Origin of the sequence: Neobacillus citreus (genome assembly GCF_018343545.2) — a bacterium.
GTDB lineage: Bacteria > Bacillota > Bacilli > Bacillales > Cytobacillaceae > Neobacillus > Neobacillus citreus.
Map to the genome: position 1 here is coordinate 1 of NZ_JAGYPE020000030.1, position 26,069 is coordinate 26,069.

At 41.5% G+C, this 26,069-nt stretch carries 24 protein-coding genes; all 24 read right to left on the bottom strand.

Annotated elements, in window-relative coordinates:
• Positions 1-75: 75 nt before the first annotated feature.
• Positions 76-318 carry a YlmC/YmxH family sporulation protein gene (locus tag KHB02_RS16250; protein ID WP_213140755.1) on the bottom strand — a complete coding sequence of 81 codons (243 nt, stop codon included), beginning with the start codon at positions 316-318 and terminating at the stop codon, positions 76-78.
• 105 nt (positions 319-423) lie between these two features.
• Positions 424-1,662: a M16 family metallopeptidase gene (locus tag KHB02_RS16255; protein ID WP_213140756.1), complete on the bottom strand. Its 1,239-nt coding sequence runs from the start codon at positions 1,660-1,662 to the stop codon at positions 424-426.
• Between the two features lie 100 nt (positions 1,663-1,762).
• Complete coding sequence (locus KHB02_RS16260) at positions 1,763-2,710, bottom strand: polysaccharide deacetylase family protein (protein ID WP_213140757.1); 948 nt, start codon at positions 2,708-2,710, stop codon at positions 1,763-1,765.
• A gap of 116 nt (positions 2,711-2,826) precedes the next feature.
• Complete coding sequence (gene pnp / locus KHB02_RS16265) at positions 2,827-4,944, bottom strand: polyribonucleotide nucleotidyltransferase (RefSeq protein WP_213140758.1); 2,118 nt, start codon at positions 4,942-4,944, stop codon at positions 2,827-2,829.
• 220 nt (positions 4,945-5,164) lie between these two features.
• Entirely contained in the window at positions 5,165-5,434 is a 270-nt protein-coding gene (gene rpsO / locus KHB02_RS16270) for a 30S ribosomal protein S15 (RefSeq protein ID WP_213116319.1), read from the bottom strand.
• Between the two features lie 159 nt (positions 5,435-5,593).
• On the bottom strand, positions 5,594-6,556 hold the full coding sequence (gene ribF / locus KHB02_RS16275; RefSeq protein ID WP_213140759.1) for a bifunctional riboflavin kinase/FAD synthetase: 963 nt from the start codon (positions 6,554-6,556) through the stop codon (positions 5,594-5,596).
• A 30-nt stretch (positions 6,557-6,586) separates the two neighbouring features.
• Positions 6,587-7,507 carry a tRNA pseudouridine(55) synthase TruB gene (gene truB, locus KHB02_RS16280; protein ID WP_213140760.1) on the bottom strand — a complete coding sequence of 307 codons (921 nt, stop codon included), beginning with the start codon at positions 7,505-7,507 and terminating at the stop codon, positions 6,587-6,589.
• A gap of 106 nt (positions 7,508-7,613) precedes the next feature.
• Entirely contained in the window at positions 7,614-7,985 is a 372-nt protein-coding gene (rbfA, locus tag KHB02_RS16285) for a 30S ribosome-binding factor RbfA (protein WP_213140761.1), read from the bottom strand.
• 17 nt (positions 7,986-8,002) lie between these two features.
• Positions 8,003-8,281: a DUF503 domain-containing protein gene (locus tag KHB02_RS16290; RefSeq protein ID WP_213141302.1), complete on the bottom strand. Its 279-nt coding sequence runs from the start codon at positions 8,279-8,281 to the stop codon at positions 8,003-8,005.
• Positions 8,281-10,587, bottom strand: coding sequence for a translation initiation factor IF-2 (gene infB / locus KHB02_RS16295; RefSeq protein ID WP_213140762.1), 2,307 nt, complete (start codon positions 10,585-10,587; stop codon positions 8,281-8,283). The genes KHB02_RS16290 and infB overlap by 1 nt, the downstream gene beginning before the upstream one ends.
• 20 nt (positions 10,588-10,607) lie before the next feature.
• A complete protein-coding gene (locus KHB02_RS16300) occupies positions 10,608-10,910 on the bottom strand; it encodes a YlxQ family RNA-binding protein (RefSeq protein ID WP_213140763.1) in 303 nt (100 codons plus the stop codon).
• Positions 10,907-11,191, bottom strand: a complete 285-nt coding sequence (gene rnpM / locus KHB02_RS16305) for an RNase P modulator RnpM (RefSeq protein ID WP_213141303.1) — start codon at positions 11,189-11,191, stop codon at positions 10,907-10,909. The genes KHB02_RS16300 and rnpM overlap by 4 nt, the downstream gene beginning before the upstream one ends.
• A gap of 17 nt (positions 11,192-11,208) precedes the next feature.
• The gene (nusA, locus tag KHB02_RS16310; RefSeq protein WP_213140764.1) at positions 11,209-12,336 is read right to left on the bottom strand and encodes a transcription termination factor NusA; all 1,128 of its coding nucleotides are present in this window, start codon (positions 12,334-12,336) and stop codon (positions 11,209-11,211) included.
• Positions 12,337-12,374: 38 nt separating this feature from the next.
• Positions 12,375-12,845: a ribosome maturation factor RimP gene (gene rimP / locus KHB02_RS16315; protein ID WP_213140765.1), complete on the bottom strand. Its 471-nt coding sequence runs from the start codon at positions 12,843-12,845 to the stop codon at positions 12,375-12,377.
• A gap of 224 nt (positions 12,846-13,069) precedes the next feature.
• Positions 13,070-17,395, bottom strand: a complete 4,326-nt coding sequence (locus tag KHB02_RS16320; RefSeq protein WP_213140766.1) for a PolC-type DNA polymerase III — start codon at positions 17,393-17,395, stop codon at positions 13,070-13,072.
• A gap of 154 nt (positions 17,396-17,549) precedes the next feature.
• Entirely contained in the window at positions 17,550-18,812 is a 1,263-nt protein-coding gene (rseP, locus tag KHB02_RS16325; protein WP_213140767.1) for an RIP metalloprotease RseP, read from the bottom strand.
• Positions 18,813-18,899: 87 nt separating this feature from the next.
• Entirely contained in the window at positions 18,900-20,042 is a 1,143-nt protein-coding gene (gene dxr / locus KHB02_RS16330) for a 1-deoxy-D-xylulose-5-phosphate reductoisomerase (protein WP_213140768.1), read from the bottom strand.
• 29 nt (positions 20,043-20,071) lie between these two features.
• On the bottom strand, positions 20,072-20,860 hold the full coding sequence (locus tag KHB02_RS16335) for a phosphatidate cytidylyltransferase (protein WP_213140769.1): 789 nt from the start codon (positions 20,858-20,860) through the stop codon (positions 20,072-20,074).
• A 32-nt stretch (positions 20,861-20,892) separates the two neighbouring features.
• Positions 20,893-21,669, bottom strand: a complete 777-nt coding sequence (locus tag KHB02_RS16340) for an isoprenyl transferase (protein ID WP_213140770.1) — start codon at positions 21,667-21,669, stop codon at positions 20,893-20,895.
• 248 nt (positions 21,670-21,917) lie between these two features.
• Positions 21,918-22,475 (bottom strand): ribosome recycling factor, encoded by a 558-nt coding sequence (gene frr / locus KHB02_RS16345; protein WP_213140771.1) that lies wholly within the window; start codon positions 22,473-22,475, stop codon positions 21,918-21,920.
• Entirely contained in the window at positions 22,475-23,200 is a 726-nt protein-coding gene (pyrH, locus tag KHB02_RS16350) for a UMP kinase (protein ID WP_213140772.1), read from the bottom strand. The genes frr and pyrH overlap by 1 nt, the downstream gene beginning before the upstream one ends.
• Positions 23,201-23,317: 117 nt before the next feature.
• Positions 23,318-24,202 (bottom strand): translation elongation factor Ts, encoded by an 885-nt coding sequence (gene tsf / locus KHB02_RS16355; protein WP_213140773.1) that lies wholly within the window; start codon positions 24,200-24,202, stop codon positions 23,318-23,320.
• 132 nt (positions 24,203-24,334) lie between these two features.
• Positions 24,335-25,039, bottom strand: coding sequence for a 30S ribosomal protein S2 (rpsB, locus tag KHB02_RS16360; protein ID WP_213116336.1), 705 nt, complete (start codon positions 25,037-25,039; stop codon positions 24,335-24,337).
• Positions 25,040-25,231: 192 nt separating this feature from the next.
• The gene (gene codY / locus KHB02_RS16365; RefSeq protein ID WP_213140774.1) at positions 25,232-26,011 is read right to left on the bottom strand and encodes a GTP-sensing pleiotropic transcriptional regulator CodY; all 780 of its coding nucleotides are present in this window, start codon (positions 26,009-26,011) and stop codon (positions 25,232-25,234) included.
• Positions 26,012-26,069: the final 58 nt, after the last annotated feature.

The following is a 26,069-nucleotide window of genomic DNA, read 5'->3' on the forward strand; positions in this document are numbered from 1 at the left end:
GGAGGCTCCAGGACCTCCCCGCGGAAAGCGAGTGCCCGGAGCGGAAATCAACAGGCCCAATAGCAGGCACAATAATTATTCTTCTTCCGGTACATCGATGATGATCATATCTGACCCAATCTTTTTAATGTGTTGCCAGGGTACTCTTATTTCATCCCCTTGCTTTCTCAGTCCAAACCATTTGACGGAAGGGATTAAGAGCGCCTGGATTTGGCCTGTGCTTTCATTTATTTCCAGATCTGTTTGGCCCAAGACACCAAGGCGCTCTGCTTTTTTTACATCGACAATTTCTTTTCCGCTTAATTCACTCAACCTCATATAAGCCGCCCCCTATTCCTCACTTACTATATATTTATAGAGGGAAGTCCTTATTTAGAATAAAGAAAAAAACAGTTCACCGAGGCAAACTGTTTTTTTCGTTAATTATGCTAAATTAGTTGGGAATTCTCCGTCAGGGCTGATTAACGACACGGAATACTTATCAGTAAATACATCCCTTGTCATTTTGTCTACGCTTTCTTTTGTTACTGCATCAATTTGTTCAATGATTTCGTCAAGCGAGCGATGGCGCTTTAAAAGGAGTTCATTTTTTCCGTTTCGGCTCATCCGGCTGTTCGTACTTTCCAGACTCAACATAAGACTGCCCTTCAGCTGTTCCTTGCTGTTCGTTAATTCCTTTTCCGTTATGCCTGTTTGTTTTAATTTATCAAGCGTTTCCTGAACAGTATCAAACAATACATTTAATTGTTTTGCCCCGGTACCGCCGTAAATAGTCACAATGCCGCTGTCTTGATAAGCAGAATGATAGGAAAAAACGGAATAAGCCAATCCTCTTTGCTCGCGTACCTCTTGAAATAATCTGGAGCTCATGCTTCCTCCCAAAATATTATTCAAGGTAATCAAGCTATAAATATCTTCATGACCAACCTTTAATCCTTTAAACCCGATACAAAGGTGCGCCTGTTCAGTTTCCTTTTTCCGTGAAATCCGGTTGGCATGGAAAACAGGAACATTTTCTTGTACTGTTGTACTTCCGCCTTGGTAGGAGCCAAAGTAGGCTTCCACTTCTTGAATGAAGCTTTCTGAAACATTACCTGCAATTGAAATCACAACATTTTCAGGTGTGTATCGTTCATGAATATATTCCTTTAACGTATTGCCTGTAAAAGAGTTCAATGTTTCTTCAGTTCCTAGAATTGGATAACCAAGAGGATGGTCTTCATAAACAGCCCTGCTCAGCAAATCATGAACAATATCATCAGGTGTATCTTCATACATCTTTATTTCTTCTAAAACCACATTTTTTTCTTTCTTTAATTCCTCTTCCACAAAGGTAGAGTTAAAGAACATATCTGCTAATACGTCTAAAGCAAACTTTGAATGGGTATCGAGTACCTTAGCGTAATAGCATGTGTATTCCTTTGAGGTAAACGCATTTACCTGACCGCCAATGCTGTCAAAGGATTCAGCAATTTCTTTAGCAGTTTTGGTAGTGGTTCCTTTAAAAAACATATGTTCAAGGAAATGGGAAATCCCGTTTGTCTCAGGATTTTCATCTCTTGATCCCGTTCCAATCCAGATACCAATGGCAACGGACCTTACGGTAGGGATTTGTTCTAATACAATTCTTGCTCCATTTTGGCACGTGTATTTGTTAATCATCGACTTCCTCCTGTCTATAAACAGCAGATGCTACTTCCCAATTGTTAATTATACCTATAATCACTATATTCTCCAACTTTTAGGTATTTCTTCCCTCAATTTATTTTATGACCCTTTCCTCGCTCATTAATTCAGAAACCGTCCCAATCTGTAAATTCTTTTGTTCGATTAAGGTAATTAATCGATCTAAAGATTTTGCCGTCGATTCAGTTGGGTGCATGAGGATTAACGACCCATTGCCAATCTTGCCCATTACCCGGTTAATTAAGGCATCTGGAGAAGGCTTTCTCCAGTCCACAGTATCTACCGTCCACATGACTGTTTTCATGTTTAATTCATCTGCGATTTTGACTGTTTCGTCGCGATAACTGCCGCTCGGAGGAGCAAACCATTCTGTCTTTTTATCGGTCACGGCTTCGATCACTTCATTGGTTTTCACCATTTGTTCTCTGGTTTGGGCAGCTGTAAGCTTTGCCATATCCGGGTGGGAATACGAATGGTTTCCTACCTCATGCCCGGCACTAACAATCATTTTGGCCAACTCAGGGTTCTTTTTAGCCCAGTTGCCTTCTAGAAAAAAACTTGCCGATACATTATGATTTTTTAACGTTGCCAGCATATCTGATAAATATTCATTTCCCCAGGCAACGTTTATGATAAAGCTGACCATCGGTTTATCGGGATGCCCCTTATAAATAGGTGAGGGCGGCAGATCTTTAAGCTGCACTTTAGGCTTCACCTGTTTAAAGACGAGTTTTTTCTCATCAAAAGTGCCTTTCTTTTTCATATTTTGATAAGAAGCAGCCAGGTCAACTGCAAGGCCATTGTATCCCGGTATCGCCTTCCAAACCGGATCGATTTTGGCATCTGAAGGCGGTTTCTCATATTCAGGTGCATTTTTTACAATGCTTTGGTATAAGGAATCCGTCTCCTTTACTGCCGGAAGTGCTGATCCCTTTAAGGCGGAAACATAATTATGTACAATTGGACTATTTACAATAAGGAAAGCAGCAAGCACAATTACCGCGATAATTATCTTTTTTTTCATTCTTCCTCTTCCCCCTTCTATACAGATTATGACGAGCAGGGACAAGGTAGAACGATGATAAAGCATGCCAATAGAAAAAGAAAAAGTCAGGAGCGGCCTCCTGACTTTTTAAACGATTATTGATTTTGTTCAGCTTTTTCCTTCTGTTCCTTCAGGACAGCTTTACGCGATAAATTAACGCGGCCTTGTTTATCAATTTCGGTCACTTTTACTAAAATTTCATCGCCGATTTTCAAGACATCTTCCACTTTTCCTACCCGCTCTTCGGCCAGTTCAGAAATATGGACTAATCCGTCTTTGCCGGCAAAGATTTCGACGAAGGCACCGAATTTTTCAATCCGTTTTACTTTACCAAGATACAATTGCCCAACCACAACTTCACGGACAATATCTTCGATAATTTGCTTTGCTTTTTGATTCATTTCTGAGTCAGCTGAAGCAATGAAAATGGTTCCATCCTGCTCGATGTCAATCTTAACCCCAGTTTCTTCAATAATTTTGTTAATTTGCTTCCCACTAGGTCCAATAACATCGCGGATCTTATCCGGATTAATCGTCATGGTCAGAATTTTTGGCGCAAACCGCGAAAGATCAGGTCTTGGTTCAGCAAGTGTAGCTAGCATAGAATCAAGGATCTGCATTCTTCCGACTTTGGCCTGCTGCAATGCTTCTTCTAAAATTTCACGGGAAAGACCCTCAATTTTAATGTCCATTTGCAGAGCGGTAACACCTTTGGCTGTACCGGCTACTTTAAAGTCCATATCGCCAAGATGGTCTTCCATCCCTTGAATGTCCGTTAAAACGGTATAGTGCTCTCCTGATTTCACAAGACCCATAGCAATACCGGCAACTGGTGCTTTAATAGGTACACCGGCATCCATCATGGCTAATGTGCTAGCACAAATACTTGCCTGCGAGGTAGAACCATTAGATTCAAGCACCTCGGATACTAAGCGGATTGTATATGGAAAATCCTTTTCATTTGGAACTACCGGTTCGAGGGCACGTTCCCCTAAAGCTCCGTGACCGATTTCGCGGCGGCCTGGCCCGCGGATTGGTCCTGTTTCCCCGACGCTGAAGGAAGGGAAATTATAATGGTGCATAAAGCGTTTTTCTTCTTCAATTCCAAGACCATCAAGAATTTGCACATCCCCCATTGCACCAAGGGTACAAATGCTTAACGCTTGGGTTTGTCCCCTTGTAAATAACCCCGAACCATGGGTACGCGGCAGGATCCCTACTTGGGATGATAAAGGACGAATCTCATCAATCTTTCGGCCGTCCGGACGCACTTTTTCAACCGTGATTAAGCGGCGGACTTCACCTTTGACCATCTTGTCCAAAATTTGTTTAACCTGTTTTAGCTCATCATCGGCAGCTTCCTGCTCATCAAAATGAGCCAATACTCGATTCTTTACATCAGTGATGGCAGCTTCTCTAGCATGCTTTTCTTGAACTTGAATGGCACTGATCATGTCTGTTTCACACATTTCCCGTACCTTTGCTTCAAGCTCCTTGTCAAGCTCATACAGGTTTATCTGCCTTTTTTCTTTGCCGATTTCAGCAACGATTTTCTCTTGGAATTCAATTAACCGCTTGATTTCTTCATGGCCAAACATGATAGCCTCAAGCATGATTTCTTCAGGTACCTCATCGGCCCCTGCTTCAACCATGTTAATAGCATCCTTTGTACCGGCAACCGTTAGGTGGATGTCACTCTTTTCAGCCTGCTCCACCGTTGGATTGATCACGAATTCATTATTTACACGGCCGACTACGACGCCGGCAATCGGACCCTCAAACGGGATGTCCGATACCGATAAAGCCAGTGATGACCCGAACATCGCGGCCATTTCCGAAGAACAATCCTGATCCACACTCATGACAATACTGATTACTTGAACATCATTACGAAAACCATCTGCGAAAAGCGGACGAATTGGTCTGTCAATCAATCGGCTTGCCAAAATCGCTTTTTCACTTGGACGTCCTTCCCGTTTAATAAAGCCTCCGGGAATCTTACCGACTGCATATAATCTTTCCTCATAATTCACTGTTAATGGAAAAAAGTCTAGGTTCTTAGGCTCCTTAGACGCTGTGGCCGTACTTAAAACGGCTGTATCTCCATAACGGACCAAGACTGCACCGTTAGCTTGTTTGGCTAGTTGCCCAATTTCAACTGTCAGATTGCGGCCGGCCCAATCCATGGAATACTCATGTTTTTGCTGATCCATATTTTTACCCCTCTCTATCTAAATCACTTAGGAGGATGACGCGAAACTTATTCGCTGGTATCATCTTTCTAATGTAACTATAAAAAAGCGAAAACGCTTGTGATTTCAAACCAAATTAGTATTAGTATGCACAAAAAATCATGACTTAAAAATTATGTATGAAATATTCAATAACTTTTAAAAGCTAACAAAAAAGCGGGAAAAATCCCGCTTCTGTAAACTAACGACGTAGACCAAGCTTATTGATTAACACGCGGTAACGTTGAACATCTTTGTTACGCAGGTAAGTCAAAAGATTACGACGTTTACCAACCATTTTCAAAAGACCACGGCGTGAGTGATGATCTTTCTTGTGAGTACGTAAGTGCTCGTTCAAATTGTTGATTGATTCTGTAAGGACAGCGATTTGAACTTCAGCAGATCCTGTGTCGTTCTCATGAGTTTTATACTCATTGATGATTTCGTTTTTACGTTCTTGTGTGATTGCCATCCAGGTTCACCTCCTATTTCTCAATCCCCTCATGCCGAGCAAGCGTCGGTGATTCGACTTGCCAAGCAAAGGTTCATTTAGTACGTATTTAAGAATACAATGTTTTGTCGCAAAATGCAAGTTCATTCCATCATATATTATAGGAAAACTTCTCTTCTTCTATACATCAAGCAGCTTGTGTTTTTCCGCAAAATATTCCAAAGCCCTATTTTTATCTTTTTCAATTTGCTTTACAAGTTCTTCTATTCCAGAAAACTTTTGTTCATTTCGCAGGAATAGATGCCACTCAATTACGGCATCCTCTCCATAGATATCCTTATGAAAATCAAATAAATGAACTTCAATCGACAGCTTGACTGCCTCCTTATTAAAGGTAGGCTTATAGCCAACATTACAAACACCATTATGCATACTGCCGCTAACCATCATCCTTACCGCATAAACACCTGTAGGGGGAATAATGTATTCATCATTTAATTCAATATTTGCCGTCGGAAAACCAATGGTCCGTCCCCGTTTATCACCATGGACGACATACCCTGAAGTTGTGTAATACCTTCCCAAAAGGTGCGAAAGTTCCTCAACAGTCCCCTCTTTAAGAAGTCGGCGAATTCTGGTCGAGCTCACCTTTTCGTTCCCCTCGGTAAATTCCGGTATAACAGAAAAGGTAAATTTCTCTCTTGAGTGAAATGGAATGGTCTCCATCGTCCCTTTGCCCATCCGGCCGTAGGTAAAATCAAAGCCTGCGGTCGCGTGCTGCACATTCAGCCCGATAACGTATTGGTCAATAAATTCTTGAGGCAGAAGATTGGCAAATTCTATAGTAAAGTGAACGACAAAAAGAAAATCAATACCCATTCCCTCGATAATTTTGATTTTTTCTGCTAATGGGGTAATGGATTTTACATGCTTTTCATTTTTCCCTAAAACCACAGAAGGATGAGGGTCAAAAGTCATGACTGCGCTTGACAGTCCTTGTTCATCAGCTTGCTTCTTTGCTTCAAGTATTACCTGCCTATGCCCGCGATGCACGCCATCGAAATAGCCAAGGGCCATCGATAAGGGAGGCAGCGCCTGCAGATCTGACACATTTAGCGGAAAACTTAATCTTTTTACTTCCAACTGAAACTCACCTTTTCTATACAGGAACCTTTATTCGAGTTCATTTCTTAGAACCTTCACCGGCTTTAAGAGGCCTTGCTTATTGGGATGCTTTGCATAGATAGCAAGCGCCAGCCCTTCAGCCGTTTCGGCAATAATAGGTCCGTCACAAGTTTTTAAATTCTCTGGAATTTCTAAAAGTGCACCGTTTTTCACTTTCTCTGCTACTTTATCATTAATCTGCATTTTCGGCAAATGAGAAAGTGCCGATTCCAATGGTCGTAAAACCTGCGAAATGCTCCCTTCTGCCATTAACCTTTCCACTTCTTCAAGCGTAAGGCAATCAGTAAGCGTGTACGAAGCAGATTGCGTCCTTACCAATTTTGACATATGCGCTGGAAACCCCAAAGCCTCACCAATCATGACAGCTAAAGTTCGAATATAAGTGCCTTTACTGCAGCTAACCTGAAAGCGGAAGCTGATGGTCTCGCCAGCGAATTCAGTCCGTTCATCCAGAAGGTTAATCGAATAAATCATTACTTTCCTTGATGGGCGTTCCACGACAATCCCTTTTCGGGCATATTCATAAAGACGGACCCCATTCACTTTAACGGCGGAATACATTGGCGGTGTTTGCTCAATTTCGCCTGTTAACGACTGTAGTACCCTTAGAATTTCTTCGCGGCTGATGGTCCGGTTAACCATTTCCTTTTCCACCACTTCACCAGAAGCATCTTCCGTTGTCGTGGAAAAACCAATGGTTACTTCCCCTTCATACGCCTTGCCTGCATCTGTAATATACTCGGCTATTTTTGTCGCTTTCCCGATACAGATTGGGAGAACTCCGGTTACATCAGGGTCAAGTGTTCCAGTATGACCGATTTTCTTTGTTTTTAAGATCTTTCGCAATTTAAAAACACAATCATGAGAGGTAAGCCCCGCAGGCTTCAATAATGGTAAAATGCCTTCCAATTTTCACAACCTCTTTCCTGTCATCCCCGAAAAAAATGGATAGACTTTTTCGTCTATCCATTTTCCTCATTTGTGAGGATATGCAAACTATTTGGTAAAAGATGAGTTATTCTTCTTCATTTTTTTCCATCGGGCTTCCGTCAGAATGTAAATCATGAAGAAGTGTTTCGATGCGATTCCCATAATCAATGGATTCGTCGAATTCAAAGATAATTTCGGGAGTTTTGCGAAGGCGAATACGATGGCCGATTTCGCTTCGAATAAATCCTTTTGCTTTTGCAAGGCCTTTAAGCGTATTCTCCCTCTGTTCATCATCACCCAATACCGAAATAAACACCTTAGCTTGTTGCAAATCGCCTGTTACCTGAACGTCTGTAACGGTCACAAAACCAATCCGAGGATCTTTTATCTTGCGTCCGATAATGTCACTCAGTTCTTTCTTCATTTGCTCTCCAACACGATTTGGTCTGTGGCTCATTCAATTCACCTCTTCATTTAAAGCCATTCCATTTCGGTGACTGTTCTTTCTATCTCTGGAAACGAGTCAATTAGTTTTAATGCATTCTGCAGCTCATGCTCTGTTGACACCCGCGCTGCCGTAACAGCGACAATGGCTATTTTAGTCCGCTGCCAGACATCGTGATAGTCAACCTCTGCTGCTGACACATTAAATTTTTGTTTTAAACGAGTAAGAATTCGCTGTAAAACAGCTCGCTTCTCTTTTAAGGAATGTGCATCGTAAATGATGCATTCACAAACGGCGGCGCCGATTATCATTTCCGCTCGATTTCCTCCATTACATACGCTTCAATAATATCTCCCTCTTTAACATCATTAAAGTTTTTAATGGTGATACCGCATTCGTAGCCTTGGGATACTTCCTTGGCATCATCCTTGAAGCGTTTTAAGGCATCAATCTCACCTTCAAAAATAACAACCCCATCACGAATGACACGAATACCGCTGTCACGGGTAATTTTTCCGTCAATTACATATGAACCGGCAATCGTTCCGACCTTTGAAACCTTAAATGTCTGGCGGACCTCAGCTTGACCGATAACTTTCTCAACAAATTCCGGATCAAGCATACCCTTCATGGCCGCTTCCATCTCTTCAATGACTTTATAAATAATGCGGTGCAAACGGACATCTACTTTTTCTGCATCTGCTGCACGTTTGGCATTCACGTCAGGACGAACATTAAAGCCGATGACTATGGCGTTTGAAGCAGCCGCGAGCGTGATATCAGATTCGTTAATGGCACCTGTTCCATTATGGATAATTTTGATGTTTACACCTTCGACATCAATTTTTTGCAAGGAAGCAGCTAACGCCTCTGCAGAACCTTGAACGTCTGATTTCAAAATGACATTCAGATCCTTCATTTCTCCCTGCTTTAATTGTTCAAAGAGATTGTCTAGGCTGACACGGGTTTTTTCACCGCGCTGGGCAACCAATGCGATTTGAGCACGTGATTCTCCAACTTGACGGGCTGTTTTCTCATCGTCAAATACAACGAAGCGGTCTCCAGCCTGAGGTACATCACTTAGTCCGGTAATTTCAACCGGTGTAGATGGACCTGCATCCTTAACCCGGCGTCCTAAATCATTCACCATTGCCCGCACACGTCCGAATGTATTTCCGACGACAATTGGATCGCCAATTTTTAGCGTTCCATTCTGAACAAGCAAGGTTGCAACGGATCCGCGTCCTTTATCCAATCTGGCCTCAATGACCGTTCCTACTGCATTCCGTTTCGGATTTGCTTTATATTCTTCTACTTCACTTACTAACAGGATCATTTCAAGAAGACTGTCGATTCCCTCACCTGTTTTAGCGGATAGCGGAACAAAAATAGTATCTCCACCCCAAGCCTCGGCTACTAAACCGTGCTCAGTAAGCTCTTGCATAACCCGGTCGGCATTTGCTGCTGGTTTATCCATTTTATTAACAGCAACAATAATCGGAACTTCCGCTGCCTTAGCATGGTTAATTGCTTCTACTGTCTGCGGCATAACACCGTCATCTGCAGCAACCACTAGGATTGTAATATCTGTAATTTGCGCACCACGGGCCCGCATTGTTGTAAACGCAGCGTGTCCAGGTGTGTCAAGGAATGTAATTTTCTTTCCGTTTTCAATTACCTGGTAGGCACCAATATGCTGAGTGATTCCTCCTGCCTCTCCCTCGGTAACTTTTGTATTACGGATAGAGTCAAGCAAGGTTGTTTTACCATGGTCAACGTGTCCCATAATTGTCACAACAGCAGGGCGTTCCACTAGGTTTTCCGTTGAATCCTCTGTGAAATAAATTTCCAAATCGGTCGTATCAACTTTAATTTCTTCTTCGACCTCAACACCATATTCACCGGCAATTAATTCAATCGCATCTTTGTCTAAATCCTGATTGATTGTTGCCATGATGCCAAGCAGGAACAGCTTTTTGATTATTTCAGAAGGCTCTCTGTGCAGCTTCTTGGCCAGTTCTGCAACCGTTAAAGATTCACTGAAGGTAATTTTAGCTGGAAGCTCCTTCTCTTTCTTCTTTTGCGGCGCTTGGGATTGCTGCGTATGGTTTTGTTGATGATTCCGCTTCTTATTTTGTTGATGATTACGATTTTGTTGTTGATTATTATGGGGACGATTTTTGTTTTTCCCAGCTTGAAATGCTTTATTTTCTTTGGATTGAAATTCCTGTTCATGTTTTTTGCCTTCTTTGGCTTTTGGTGCTCCCGGAGCAACCTTTACTTTGGAAGGCACGACAAGTTTTTCATCATCGTCCTCATAAGCCTTTGGCGTCGTTTTAGTCTGCACCTGAGGCTTTGTCTGAACCTTTTGCTGAGTTTGTCGACCATTGTTATTGTTATTGTTTCGATTTTGTTCGGCCGTATTTCCAGTCTTTTTCTGCTGCTCTTTATTTTCCTTTTTATTGTAGGCAGCATCAAGCTTTTTAATATCTGATGATTCTAGAGTTGCCATATGATTTGAAACCTCTATGTTCATTTCTTTTAATTTTGTAATGATTTCTTTACTAGATAGGTTATGTTTTTTTGCATACTCATAAACACGCATTTTACTCATTATTTTCACCCCCGCAAGATTTAATCGAGCACTTGTTTAAGTTTTTTGGCAAATCCATCATCCAAAACGGCTGCCACAACGCGGGCCTCTTTGCCAATCGCCTGGCCAAGAAGATAACGATTTTCAACCATTTTAATTGGAACCTCATACGAATTACATTTGTCGGTAATTTTTTTTGTCGTATTTTGTGATGCATCTGCGGATAATAAAACGAGCTTCGCATTTCCACTGCGGATTTGCTTAACGCTCAGCTCCTCACCAGATATTACTTTTCGTGCTCGATTGGCCAGTCCAAGCAATGACATCCATTGGTTTTCGTTCATTTAGACGACCCGTTCTCCTTCTCTATCAACTCAAGCAGCTCATCATATAACGATTCGGAAATCGTAACCTCTAAATGGTTTGCCAAAATATTCTTTTTCTTTGCCAAGAGGACGGCATCTTTTTCCTTTGAAAGATATGCACCCCTGCCCGATTTTTTTCCAGTTAAATCGACGGATACATCTCCTTCTTTTGAGCGAACGATGCGAACGAGTTCTTTTTTCGGCTTCATTTCACCAGTGGCCACACATTTCCGCATAGGAACTTTTTTCTTTGTGTTCACCATCATTCACCTCTGATCTAATCTAATTCTTCATCGTTAAAATCGTCAAAATCAGTATCCGCTCCATCATCGAATAGACGAATTGTTTCTTCACGAGGATAAATCCCCATTTCACGAGCCTCAGATTCTGATTTAATATCAATTTTCCAGCCGGTTAATTTAGCCGCTAAACGGGCATTTTGTCCGCGTTTCCCAATTGCTAATGAAAGCTGATAATCCGGCACGACAACCGTTGTCGCTTTTTCATCTTCATTTACTGAAACATCCAGCACTTTCGATGGGCTGAGCGCATTGGCTACAAAAACAACCGGGTCATCGGACCATTTTACAATATCGATTTTTTCGCCCTTTAATTCATTAACAACTGCTTGAACACGGGCACCCTTCGGACCAACACAGGATCCAACTGGATCAACCTCAGGGTTATCGGAGTGAACTGAAATCTTCGAACGGTCGCCTGCTTCGCGGGCAACAGATTTAATTTCTACCGTCCCATCATAGATTTCCGGCACTTCGATTTCAAATAAACGTTTTAATAATCCCGGATGAGTCCTTGAAACAAATATTTGAGGTCCTTTTGTTGTTTTTTCTACCTTAGTAATAAATACTTTAATTCGATCATGCGGCTTATAACGTTCATTTGGCATCTGCTCATTGATTGGGAGCAGAGCTTCTATTTTACCAAGGCTGACATAAATAAATTTTGAATCGAGTCTTTGGACGATACCAGTCATGATATCTTCTTCACGGTCAATAAATTCAGAATAAATAATTCCTCTTTCCGCTTCTCTGACTCTTTGTGTCACAACCTGTTTAGCAGTTTGGGCAGCAATTCGGCCGAAATCCTTCGGCGTTACTTCCATTTCGACGATATCCTCAACCTGATAGTTTGGATTGATTCTAATAGCATCTTCTAAGGAAATTTCAAGACGTGGATCAAACACTTCGTCCACTACTTCTTTACGTGCAAAAACACGCATTGAACCAGTTTCCAGGTTTAAATCAATTCTAACGTTTTGCGCTTGATTAAAATTGCGGCGGTAAGCCGAGATAAGCGCCGCTTCAATGGCTTCAATTAAAACATCCCTGGAAATACCTTTTTCTCTTTCCAGGACAATAAGAGCATCTATTAGTTCGCTGCTCATTTGTGTATATCCCCCTAATCTATTTTATTTTTCTAAGTTTAAGAAAACGTTACAGCAAGCCTTGCATTTGCCACTTTTTCATATGGAATTTCAATCGTTTTTTTACGGGTTTTTATTTTCACTTCGATTGTAACAGTTTGACCATCGAAAGCTAAAAGAGTCCCTTCAAAACCTTTTTCACCATCAAGAGGCTCATAAGTTTTAATAAAAACATTTTTCCCGATTGCTTTTTCAAAATCTTTATCCTTCTTTAAAGGGCGTTCTGCACCTGGCGATGATACTTCAAGAAAATAGTTATGAGGAATTGGATCCACTTCATCAAGTTTTTCACTAAGTCGTTCACTGACAATTCCGCAGTCTTCTATATCAACGCCTGTGTCTTTATCGATATATACGCGAAGGAACCAGCTTTTTCCTTCTTTAACGTATTCAATTTCTACTAATTCTAAGCCAAGCTCTTGAAAAATAGGTGCAGCCAGTTCTTCAACAACCTCGGTGACTTTACTCATGCCCTACCTCCTTTTCCAGCAATATCTTCTATGTAGCTATGCAAGTTTAAAATACTGATGAAAAATCATCCTAAACAACACGAAAGAGTGGGAGAATCCCCACTCTTGTACACGAGAGTATGTCTTAGTATTTCCAATAAAACTATAACATAACCATGAATTAGTTGCAAATATCAAAAGCGGAAGGGCCTTGCACAGGAGCTAGAGTCAGAAAAAGCGGAAGGTTAAAACAGCGAAAGCTGGTTTTGCTCAGGCAATGCGCTAAGGCAGCCTTGCTTGTCCAGATACTCAAGGATTGTTTTTGAAACCTTCCCTCTTTGCTGGAGGTCTTCTTTCGATAGAAATTCTCCAGCACCGCGGGCATTAACAATATTTACGGCAGCGTTTGTTCCCAGCCCCGGAATGGAGTTGAAAGGCGGAATTAACGTATCTCCTTCAATGATAAATTCCGATGCAGCCGATTTGTACAAATCATAATTCTGGAAGGAATAGCCGCGTTCAGTCATTTCAAGCGCAAGCTCCAACACCGTCAGCAGGTTTTTCTCCTTGTTCGATGCTTCCAAACCCTTTGCATTGATTTCGCCAATTTTTGCACGAATAGCCTCAGAGCCGCGCGTCATTGTTTCTAAGTCAAAGTCCTCTGCCCTGACAGTGAAATAAGCAGCATAATAAAGAAGGGGAAGATGAACTTTAAAATAGGCAATCCTCACAGCCATCAAGACATATGCAGCCGCGTGGGCTTTCGGGAACATGTACTTAATTTTTTTACAGGAGTCAATGTACCATTCCGGTACCTCGTTCCTTCTCATTTCCGCTTCCATTTCTTCCGATAATCCTTTTCCTTTACGGACGGATTCCATTATTTTGAAAGCGAAGGATGGCTCAAGTCCCTGATAAATTAGGTAAACCATGATATCGTCCCGGCAGCCGATTACTTCACTTAGGGTACATGTCTTATTCTGAATCAGTTCCTGTGCATTTCCCAGCCAAACATCCGTACCATGTGATAAACCAGAAATCTGAACAAGTTCTGAGAAGGTGGTTGGCTTTGTATCTTCAAGCATTTGTCGAACAAACCGGGTACCAAATTCGGGAATGCCTAACGTTCCCGTTTTACACATGATTTGTTCTTCTGTTACCCCAAGGGATTCCGTACCGCTGAATATTTTCATTACTTCAGGGTCATCGGTCGGAATCGTTTTTGGATCGATACCGCTCAAATCCTGCAGCATCCTGATCACTGTCGGGTCATCGTGTCCGAGAATATCAAGCTTTAAAACATTATCGTGAATCGAATGGAAATCAAAATGGGTCGTTTTCCATTCCGAATTTCGATCATCAGCTGGAAATTGGATTGGCGTAAAATCGTAAACGTCCATATAATCAGGAATAACGATGATACCGCCGGGATGCTGACCAGTTGTTCTTTTTACACCCGTACAGCCGGAAGCAAGCCGTTCCACTTCGGCCCCGCGCATCTGGAGGTTATTGTCCTGCTGATAGGCCTTAACGTAACCAAAGGCCGTTTTGTCGGCAACGGTACCAATTGTTCCAGCTCTATAAACGTATTCCTCCCCGAAAAGCACCTTCGTATAGTTATGGGCCCGGGGCTGATATTCTCCGCTGAAATTCAAATCGATATCGGGAACCTTATCTCCTTTAAAGCCAAGGAAGGTTTCAAACGGGATGTCATGGCCATCTTTTCGATATTTTGTGCCGCAATGCGGGCAATCTTTATCAGGCAAATCGAAGCCTGAACCGACCGAACCATCATTAAAAAACTCCGAATGTTTGCAGGATGGGCAAATATAATACGGCGGCAATGGGTTAACCTCAGTTATTTCCGTCATTGTCGCGACCAATGAGGAACCGACCGATCCACGCGATCCGACCAGGTACCCATCATCCAAAGATTTTTTAACAAGCTTATGGGAAATCAAATAAATAACGGCAAATCCATGCCCGATGATACTTTTTAATTCTTTTTCCAAACGGGCCTCAACAATTTCCGGAAGCTCATCGCCATAAATTTTCCGGGCCATGGCATAACTCATTTCCCGCATTTCTTCATCCGCACCTTCAATTCTTGGTGTGTACAAATCATCCTTTATTGGCTTTATGACGTCAATCATATCCGCAATTTTATTTGTATTTGTGACGACGATTTCCTTTGCCTTTTCTTTGCCTAAAAATGAAAAGGCATCAAGCATTTCATTTGTCGTTCTAAAGTGAACATCCGGAAGCTCATGACGGTTCAGAGGGTTAGCACCGCCCTGTGAGCTTATTAATATTTTTCTGTATATCTTATCGTTTTCGTTCAAGTAGTGAACATTACCTGTAGCTACAACTGGTATTCCGAGCTTGTCACCAAGTGCAACGATGTTGCCGATAATTTCCTCAAGCGCCCGTTCATCACGAACCAGTTCCATTTCAAGGAGCGGAGCATACACCGGTTTCGGCATAACCTCGATATAATCATAAAAGCCTACTACGGCCTCCACTTCGTCAGGAGACTTTTGCATCATCCCCTCAAAAACTTCTCCTTTATCACATGCGGAACCAACAAGTATTCCTTCGCGATATTTTTGCAGCACCGACCGAGGTATACGCGGTACACGATAAAAATATTCAATATGTGCAATAGAAACGAGCTTAAATAAATTTTTCAACCCATGCTCAGTCTGCGCCAAAAGCGTACAGTGATAAGGACGGGCTCTTTGATAGGCATTTCCTTTTCCCATGTGATCATTAAATTCATCATGGTAAATAATCTCTTTTTCCTGAGCATCCTTCAACATTTTCAATAATAAGTATCCGGTTGCTTCTGCATCATAAATCGCCCTATGGTGCTGGGTCAGTTCGATATCAAATTTTTTCGCCAAGGTATTTAATCGATGGTTTTTTAATTCTGGATACAGGAAACGGCCCAATTCCAGCGTATCGATGACAGGGTTTTTGGCTTTTCCAATACCAATTTTTTTATAACCGACATTCAAGAATCCCATATCAAAGGAAGCATTGTGAGCAACTAAGACAGCATCCCCAGTCCAGTCATAGAATTTCTGTAAAACTTCAGCTACCTCTGGAGCATTTTGCACCATGTCATCGGTGATGCCTGTCAGGTTGATGGTTGTCGCTGATAAGCGATGATGCGGATTAGCGAATGATTCAAACCGATCAATGATTTCGCCGTTCCTTATCTTTACAGCAGCAAGCTCGATTATCGTATCGTATACGGCTGAAAGACCCGTTGTTTCAACGTCAAACACGACATAAGTATCTTCAGCGAGAAGCCTGTGGGCATCGTTAAAGGTAATCGGTACACCATCATCGACCAGATTCACTTCAACACCATAAAGAATCTTTATATCATTCTTTTTCCCGGCACTGTAGGCTTCCGGGAAGGATTGGGCTCCGGCGTGGTCGGTAACAGCTATGGCTTTATGGCCCCATTTTTTTGCTTGGGCAATTAAAGTAGCGACAGGAGTTACTGCATCCATCTGGCTCATCGGGGTATGCAAATGCAGTTCGACCCTTTTTTCGTCATCTGGAGCAGTATCCTTCCGGCCAGCAGGCTTAATCTCATTAATATCATTACCAATCATGACAAGGTCACGAACGAAAGTATCATTTTGAATGCTGCCGCGGACCTTTACCCACATTCCCTTTTTAACAAGTTGGAAGGCAGATGCGTCCTCTTTGTCGCGGGAGAACATTTTAACCATTATGGAACTGGTGTAGTCGGTAATTTTAAAGGTTAACAAGGAGCGGCCGCTGCGCAGCTCACGAATATCCGCATCAAATATATAACCTTCGACGACAACTCGTCTTTCTTCATCGACAATATCAATTAAGCTGCGGAGCTCGTTGTTATCCTTAATTGTCAAACCGATTGAAAGCGGACCTTGCGGCACATCACCGCCTCCCTGCTCTTTCTCGGCATCTTGTTTCTGCATTTCGACCATTGCCATTAAGGCACGTTCTTGGTCTTCCTTTTGTTTAGCAATTAAAAATTGTTGATATTCCTCATTATGTTCTTCACTTTTTATATCAATCTCAAAGGAAAACAGCGGGAACCCGAAGGATTGATAAATTTCACCGATTAATGGCCCATATTTACGTTTTAGGGTTAATCCCTCTGCCTCGTTTCTAACCGAAACGGTAAGCTTATTGCCGCTTACCACAGGCAGCTGTTCATGTAAAAGTTTAATGAGCGGCGGGGAGATTCCATCAATTTGCTGGATGCAATAGCTCCAGTATTCGCTGATTAATTCTGAGGCGTTTTCTTGATTGGTAACTTTTATATCATATGATACTGCTGCAATGTTTGAAAAAGTTCGCTCAATTTGGGCAGTAAACCGCGTGAATACATTGAATGGCAGGACTTTTTCCAATAAAAATTGAAAGTGCCATTTTCTCGCTTTCTTTTCTACCAGTAGCCTTTCGATTTGCGCATTTTGGAAATGCATAACGACTGCATCTTCAGTTAGTTGCAGCTGCTGGAGTAAGAGTTGGAATCGCTCTTTTTTGCCTAAGGCATTTTCGCTCATCCTCTCATCTCTCCCCTCTTTAAAAATCTCTTTTTCTAGTCTATTTCAGAAAGTAATTATACCATATCATCCGAAAAGATTCGGGTTAATTCGACAGAAAGGTTTATCCATTTTTAACAAAAAATAAGGGGCCAAAAAACCGGCCCCTTCTTAATTATTTTAAGAAAAATCGTTGGATATCGTTCCAGGTCACAACGAGCATCAGCAGCATTAGCAGCGCAAAGCCGATAAAGTGGACCATTCCTTCTTTTTGACGGTCAATCGGTTTGCCGCGAACGGCCTCTACTGCGAAGAACATCAGCCTTCCCCCGTCTAATGCCGGGATTGGCAGTAAGTTCATAATCCCAAGGTTGATGCTTAAAATTCCAGCCCACTTCATGAGGTAGAAGATCCCCGATTTGGCCACTTCATCCGTGGAAACATAAATTCCGACCGGACCTGATAAGGCATCAATGGAAAATTGTCCGGTTACTAATTTACCGAGCATAACAAAAATCTGCGTTGTCCAGAAATAGGTTTCTTTGGCGCCTGCTGTAACGGCTTGGACTGGCGACTTTTCAACCGGGCTGTAAACACCGATAATCCCCATTTTTTTGCCTTCCACCGTTTTCTCATTAGGCGTAACCGAAATATCCATTTCTTTTCCATTACGTACAACTGAAAAATCAAGCTTTTCGTTTGGATTTTTGCGGATAATTTCAACAACATCAGACCAGCTGCTAATTTCAGAACCATCGATACTTTGGACAATATCCCCTTTTTGTAGTCCTGCTGCTTTCGCGGCACCATCCGGGGTAATCTCACCCAGTTTCGGATCGTTAGTCGGTACTCCCTGCAATAAAGCAATGATAATAAATACCACAAATGCCAATACAAAATTCATCATCGGGCCCGCAAAGATGGCCATAAATCTCTGTCCTAACGTTTTAGAAGCAAATTGCCGATCCAATGGTGCGATTTGTGATGCCACGCCATTTTCGACAATGACTGCCTTTGGATGAATCGTAAAGGTTTGCAAATTTTCATCGTCATCCTCAGGGAACCCTTTGATGATTAGGTCCTTTTCAATATCTGCATATTCAACCTCAACAATACGGCAATTTGGGTACTTTTCTTTATTATTCAAGATAAGCTTGGTTGCTTGGCCGTTCTTATCAAATAATAGTCCAATTCGATAGCCTGGCTTTATTTCAACCATTTCCGGATCTTCGCCAGCCATCCGGACAAATCCGCCGATTGGCAATAGACGAATAGTGTATGTGGTTTCTCCTTTTTTGTGGGAAAAGACCTTCGGACCCATCCCAATCGCAAATTCGCGGCAAAGGATGCCTGCCCGTTTTGCAAAAATAAAATGTCCTAATTCATGAAAAAAAACGAGTGCGCCAAATATCACAATAAAGGCAATGACTGTACTCAATAATAAAACCACCTTTTTATTTGGTTTAGAAAGTACCTTTAGACCTCAATATCTGTCTGTCGCCCTTGGTCAAGGCGCTTATTAACTTTATAGCAGTGAATTTACAAACTGCCGCGTTTCCTTGTCAACCTCTTGGATTACACTTAAGCTCGGATGCCGGGTCGTTTGATGAGCACTTAAGGCCTGCTCAATCAAATCTTCTATTTGCAGGAAGCGAATCTTTCCTTCTAGGAATGCCGCGACTGCCGCTTCATTTGCCGCATTCAAAACAGTTGGCATCGTGCCACCGATTTTCCCAGCCTCATAGGCAAACTTCAAACAGCGGAACCTTTCCATATCCATTTCCTGAAAATGGAGTGTCCCAATTTGCGCCAAATTTAAGCGGTTCCCTGTGGTAAGAGGCAATCGGTCCGGATAGGAAAGTGCAAATTGGATCGGTACCCGCATATCCGGTGTTCCCAGCTGGGCAATCACACTTGTATCATGGAATTCAACCATAGAATGAATAATACTTTCCTTGTGAAGCAATACATCAATTTTTTCATAGCCAAGTGAAAACAGCCAATGTGCTTCAATAACTTCGAGGCCTTTATTCATCATCGTTGCCGAATCAATCGTGATTTTCGCACCCATCGACCAGTTCGGATGATTTAATGCTTCCTCAACTGTCACTTGCTCCAGTTCACTACGGGTGCGGTCACGGAAACTGCCGCCAGAGGCAGTTAGAATTAAGCGTTCAATGTTTTTCTCCTTCTCTCCTTGCAGGGCTTGAAAGATGGCCGAATGCTCGCTGTCTACTGGGAGAAGTGCAACATTATTTTTCTTCGCTGCTTCGATCACTAAATGGCCGGCCGTCACCAGCGTTTCTTTATTGGCGATTGCGATTGTTTTCCCGCATTCAATCGCCTGCAGCGTCGGGTTTAACCCTACGCTGCCGAGAACAGCATTGACAAGAATATCCGACTTGTCATAAACCGCTGCTTCAATCAGCCCTTCCTCGCCAAACGTAAACTTAAGCATAGGGAATTCTGCTTTTAATGTATTATAATCAGCCATCGTTTGTACAGAAACAAGCTCAGGCTGAAATTCCGCAATTATTTTTCGCGTTAAATCGATATTTTTGCCAACGGAAATGGCAGCTAATTTATACTCTTCAGGGTGCTCCCGAAAAATATCCAGGGTTTGGGTACCGATGGACCCGGTCGCACCCAGTAAACTAATTGTCTTCAAACAAGTCAACTCCTAAAAAGAAAAACCTCTTACCAAAGGTGGAAAAAATGCAATAATGGTAAAACAAATAATAAACTGTCAAACCGGTCTAGAATGCCTCCATGTCCCGGTAAAATGGTTCCTGAATCTTTTACATTAAAATGGCGTTTGTAGGCAGATTGGACAAGATCTCCGATTTGTCCAAAAACGGATAGAACGATGGTCATGCCTACTATTGTAACAATCCCGGCATTCATATCGCCAAAAACAGCAAACATAATTGCCACTACAGCGGCACAAACAATACCGCCAATTGAGCCTTCAACCGTTTTGTTAGGACTGATTTCCGGCCATAATTTCTTCTTGCCCATCGCCTTGCCAATAAAGTAAGCCCCTGAGTCAGTTGCCCAAATGATGAATAAGGAATAAAAAACATACACAAGACCAGCTTCTCGCGTTTCCATGAGAAAATAAAAACCAATACCTGTATAAATTGCCGAAAGCACTGTAAAAGCGGCATCCTCAAAAGTAAAACGATTTTTTGTAATGACCGTATAGGTCAATAATAAAAGAATAAAAGCAATGCCTAGCTCTGTTTTTGAATAGTAAAAGTCCGCCATTATTTCATTATATTGTGCAGGGAATAAAATAACCCAAAGGAAAAGCAGAGAAAGGAACCCGTATGGAGAAAAAATGCTCAAGCCCTTCATCCTTAATAGTTCATATAGCCCAATGGTTGCTAGCAAATAAGTCAATAATACGAACGGAAGCCCTCCGTAAAATACGATTGGCAAAAAAAGTGCCGCTGCTACGACTCCTGTAATAATTCTTTGTTTCATCTACTGTTTCAACACCTTTTTTGACTGCAAATTTATATTCCTCCAAATCGACGCTGGCGCTTTTGAAACACCTCGATTGCTTCTAACAAATGATCCTCACTGAAATCGGGCCACAACACATCAGTAAACCAAAACTCCGAATAGGCTAACTGCCATAACATAAAATTGCTTAAGCGAATTTCGCCGCTTGTCCGGATTAATAGGTCAGGATCTTTGAAATTGGAAGTCATTAGATAGGAGGAAAATGCCTCCTCATTTAAATCGGTTTCCTTCAGTATGCCACTATTATAATCATTTAAGACTTGCTTCACCGCATCAAGAATCTCAGCCCTGCTTCCATAATTCAAAGCAAAGTTTAACACAAGTCCTGTATTATTCTTTGTTTGTTCCATCGCCTTTTCAATGGCATTTAAAGTATGTTTTGGCAGTTGATGCTTATAGCCCATCATTTTCACTTGAACATTATTGGCCACCAATTCTGGAAGGAAGGTTCCTAGGAATTCCTCCGGAAGCTTCATAATATAATCCACTTCATTTTTTGGCCTTTTCCAATTCTCTGTGGAAAAAGCATACAATGTCAGCACTTTTAGCCCAAGGTCATTGGCCAGCATAGTTGTTTTTCGGACAACCTTCATCCCTTCATGATGACCGGCAATGCGCGGCAGTGCCCGTTTTTTAGCCCATCGGCCATTTCCATCCATAATGATGGCCACATGTTCCGGTACCGGCAATTTTTTAATTTCTTCAATTTTATCTCGGAGTGTGGAAGAGTTATTTTGGTTCTTCCAGATTTTTATTTTATTTAACATGGCAAGCGCTCCTCCATTATTAGCTTTCCTCCGATAATAAACTTCATCGAACTTGTTATAGTATGTAATAGATTTAAATTCAACATGCCTATATCATACCAAAAAAGAAAAAAGATATCTCATTTCATACTATGTAAAATAGAAAGAATTAAGAATAATGTCAAACAATCCTAACTTATGTATTTTAAAATTTTTCTATTAATAGTGAAAAAACCCCCTAAAAAGAGGGTCATTCTTTATTATTTACGTTACACTTCCATAATTTCTTTTTCTTTATCTTTTGTGATTTGATCAATTTTATGGATGTGATCATCGGTAAGTTTTTGAATATCATCAGAGAATCCGCGCAGGGCGTCTTCTGTAATTTCACCATTTTTTTCAAGCTTTTTCAACTCATCATTGGCATCGCGGCGAACGTTACGGATCGCGATTTTCGCTTCTTCTGATTCCTTCTTCACCACTTTTACCAATTCTTTACGGCGCTCCTCTGTTAATTGGGGAATTGCAAGCCGAATGATAGAACCATCATTGGAAGGATTTAAGCCTAAATCCGATTTCAGAATCGCTTTTTCAATATCGCCAAGGATTGTTTTATCATATGGCTGGATGACCAATAACCGGGCTTCCGGAGTCGAGATTCCCGCCAGCTGATTAACAGGCGTTGGCGCCCCATAATAATCGACTGTAATTCGATCTAAAAGTGAAGCACTCGCTCTGCCGGCACGAATGCTGGCAAGCTCGCGAGTATAAGCTTGAATTCCTTTTGCCATTCTTTCTTTTGCGGAATTGATGACTTCTTTTGCCATTAGTTTTTCCCCCTAACAATCGTTCCGATTTTTTCACCCATAACGGCCCTTTTGATATTGCCCTGCTCCATGATAGAAAAGACAATAAGTGGAATATCATTATCCATACATAGGGATGATGCAGTTGAATCCATAACTGCCAAGCCTTCCTTTAAAACATCAAGGAATGAAAGATCATCATATTTTACAGCGTTGGCATCAACACGTGGGTCAGCAGAATAAACACCATCGACATTATTCTTCGCCATCAGGATAACTTCCGCATCAATTTCAGCTGCTCTTAAGGCCGCTGTTGTATCTGTCGAGAAATACGGATTTCCTGTTCCTGCTGCAAAAATGACTACCCGCTTCTTCTCCAAGTGTCTGATCGCACGGCGTCTTATGTAAGGTTCTGCAACTTGACGCATTTCAATTGAGGTTTGTACCCGTGATTCAATCCCTAAGTGCTCTAAACTGTCTTGTAACGCAAGAGAGTTCATTACCGTTGCCAACATCCCCATGTAATCAGCAGTTGCCCGGTCCATCCCCATTTCACTGCCAATCTTCCCGCGCCAAATATTGCCGCCGCCGACAACAACAGCCACTTCTACACCGAGCTCGGCAATTTCTTTTACTTGAGTGGCAATTGATTTGATGATAGATGGTTTAATTCCAAAGCCCGAATCACCAGCAAGAGCCTCTCCGCTTAATTTTAACACAACGCGTTTGTACTTAGGACCGTTCATATAAACCTCCATAAAAAATTCTAACTTTTTTCATCTTAAAAAATAGGGAACACAGCGTGTCCCCTATTCAAACATCAATTACAAATACTTCAAACCTTTTAGCCCGAGAATAATTGACTATTTTTTATTCACTTGGTTCATTACTTCTTCAGCAAAGTTATCTTCACGCTTTTCGATACCTTCGCCTACTTCGTAGCGAATGAATTCACGGATTGTAGCGCCTTTAGATTCAACAAATTGGCGAACCTTTTGATCAGGATTTTTAACGAATGCCTGGTCAAGAACACAAACATCTTCAAAGTATTTGCCAAGGCGGCCTTCAACCATTTTAGTCACGATATTTTCAGGCTTGCCTTCGTTAAGTGCCTGCTGAGTTAATACTTGACGCTCATGTTCTACTTCCTCTTGAGAAACTTGATCGCGGGAAACATATTTTGGATTTAACGCAGCGATGTGCATAGAAACATCTTTTGCAGCATCGGCATCTGTAGAACCTTCAAGAACAGTTAATACAGAAATGCGTCCGCCCATATGAAGGTAAGCGCCAAATGCATCACTGTCTGTCTTAGAAACTACTGTAAAGCGGCGAAGAGATAGTTTTTCACCAATTTTTGCGATTGCCGCATTGATATGAGCATCAACTGTTGCACCGTTTTCCATTGTTTGTGCTAATGCTTCTTCCACTGTAGCAGGCTTGTTCTTAAGTAAATGTTCAGCAAGCTCCTTTACAAGTGTTTGGAAGCCTTCGTTTTTCGCAACGAAGTCAGTTTCGGAGTTTACTTCTAGGATAACAGCATCATTGCCATTTGTTGAAATGGAAGTTAAGCCTTCTGCCGCGATACGGTCTGCTTTCTTAGCAGCTTTTGCGATACCTTTTTCGCGTAGATAGTCAATTGCTTTGTCCATGTCACCGTCTGATTCTGTCAACGCCTTTTTGCAATCAAGCATACCTGCGCCAGTTTTTTCACGTAATTCTTTAACCATTTGAGCAGTAATTGCCATAATTTAATATCCTCCTTCAATTAACTATGTATTCATATCTTTACCAATGAGACCCGGGTTAAACTTTCATTCTTTAAAAAAAGGTGATAAAGGGTCTCCCTCTTATCACCTTTTTTAGATAAGGCTATAAATTTACGCTTCTACAGCTACTTCTTCGCCTTGTTTAGCTTCTAAGATAGCATCCGCCATTTTGCCAGTTAATAATTTAACAGCGCGGATTGCGTCATCGTTTGCTGGGATAACAACATCGATTTCATCAGGATCGCAGTTTGTATCAACGATACCTACGATAGGAATGTTCAATTTCTTAGCTTCTGCTACTGCAATGCGCTCTTTACGAGGGTCGATGATGAACAATGCATCTGGAAGCTGTTTCATATCTTTGATTCCGCCTAAGAATTTCTCAAGACGTTCTTGTTCTTTCTTAAGTTGAACAACTTCTTTCTTAGGTAATACTTCAAAAGTACCGTCTTCTGACATTCTTTCAATATCTTTTAAGCGGCCGATACGCTTTTGAATTGTTTCAAAGTTTGTTAATGTACCACCTAACCAACGTTGGTTAACATAGTACATACCAGAACGAGCTGCTTCTTCTTTAACAGAATCTTGAGCTTGTTTCTTTGTACCAACGAAAAGGACTGTACCGCCTTCTGCAGCAAGTTCCTTAACCCAGTTATAAGCTTCTTCTACCTTCTTAACTGTCTTTTGAAGGTCGATGATGTAGATGCCGTTACGCTCTGTGAAGATATATTTCTTCATCTTTGGATTCCAACGGCGAGTTTGGTGTCCGAAATGTACACCAGCTTCAAGCAATTGCTTCATAGAAATTACTGACATGTTTTTTTCCTCCTAATGGTTTGTTTTCCTCCGCTTATCTCATCTTTAAGCAGGACTTAAAGTTAAGCACCCTCTGCCTAAATCAACAAGCGTGTGTAATAACACCATGAAATAATATAGCACATAGCCATTAAACAATCAAGGTTTAGATTCAAAAAAATTCCCGGCTCCTGCCGGGAATCCTTTAAAACATTAATGTGATTTTAATTTTTCAAGCTCGACCAAGAACTTGTCATTAAGAACTTTAATGTAAGTTCCTTTCATTCCAAGGGAGCGGGATTCGATAACTCCAGCGCTTTCGAGCTTTCTTAAAGCGTTGACAATAACGGAGCGGGTAATTCCTACACGGTCTGCAATTTTTGAAGCGACTAATAACCCTTCATTACCGTTTAGCTCTTCAAAAATATGTTCAATGGCTTCTAACTCACTGTAAGATAAGGAGCTGATGGCCATTTGCACAACAGCTTTGCTTCGTGCTTCCTCTTCAATTTCCTCAGATTTTTCACGAAGGATTTCCATTCCGACAACAGTTGCACCATATTCAGCCAAGATTAAATCGTCATCATTGAACTTATCATGCAATCTTGCCAGGATTAATGTGCCAAGACGTTCACCGCCGCCAATAATCGGAACAATTGTTGTTAAACCTTCACGGAATAAATCCTTATTTTCCACAGGGAAAGCTGTATATTGACTATCTACATCCAAATTCGGGGATGTTTCAGTAATTGCGAACAAATTGTTTGTGTACTCTTCCGGAAATTGACGATCCTCGAACATTTTTTTCATACGTTCGTTTTCGATTTGCTGATAAATCGTAATCCCGAGTAGCTTCCCACGGCGGCTGACGATGTAAACATTTGCTTCAATGGTTTCACTTAATGTTGCTGCCATTTCTTTAAAGTTTACCGGTTTGCCTGCTGCCTTTTGCAGCAAAATATTAATTCTTCTTGTTTTTGTAAGTAAATCCATCTGTTTCTTCCTCCTAAATAACTACAACCATTATTAAATTTTTATTGGTAATACGATT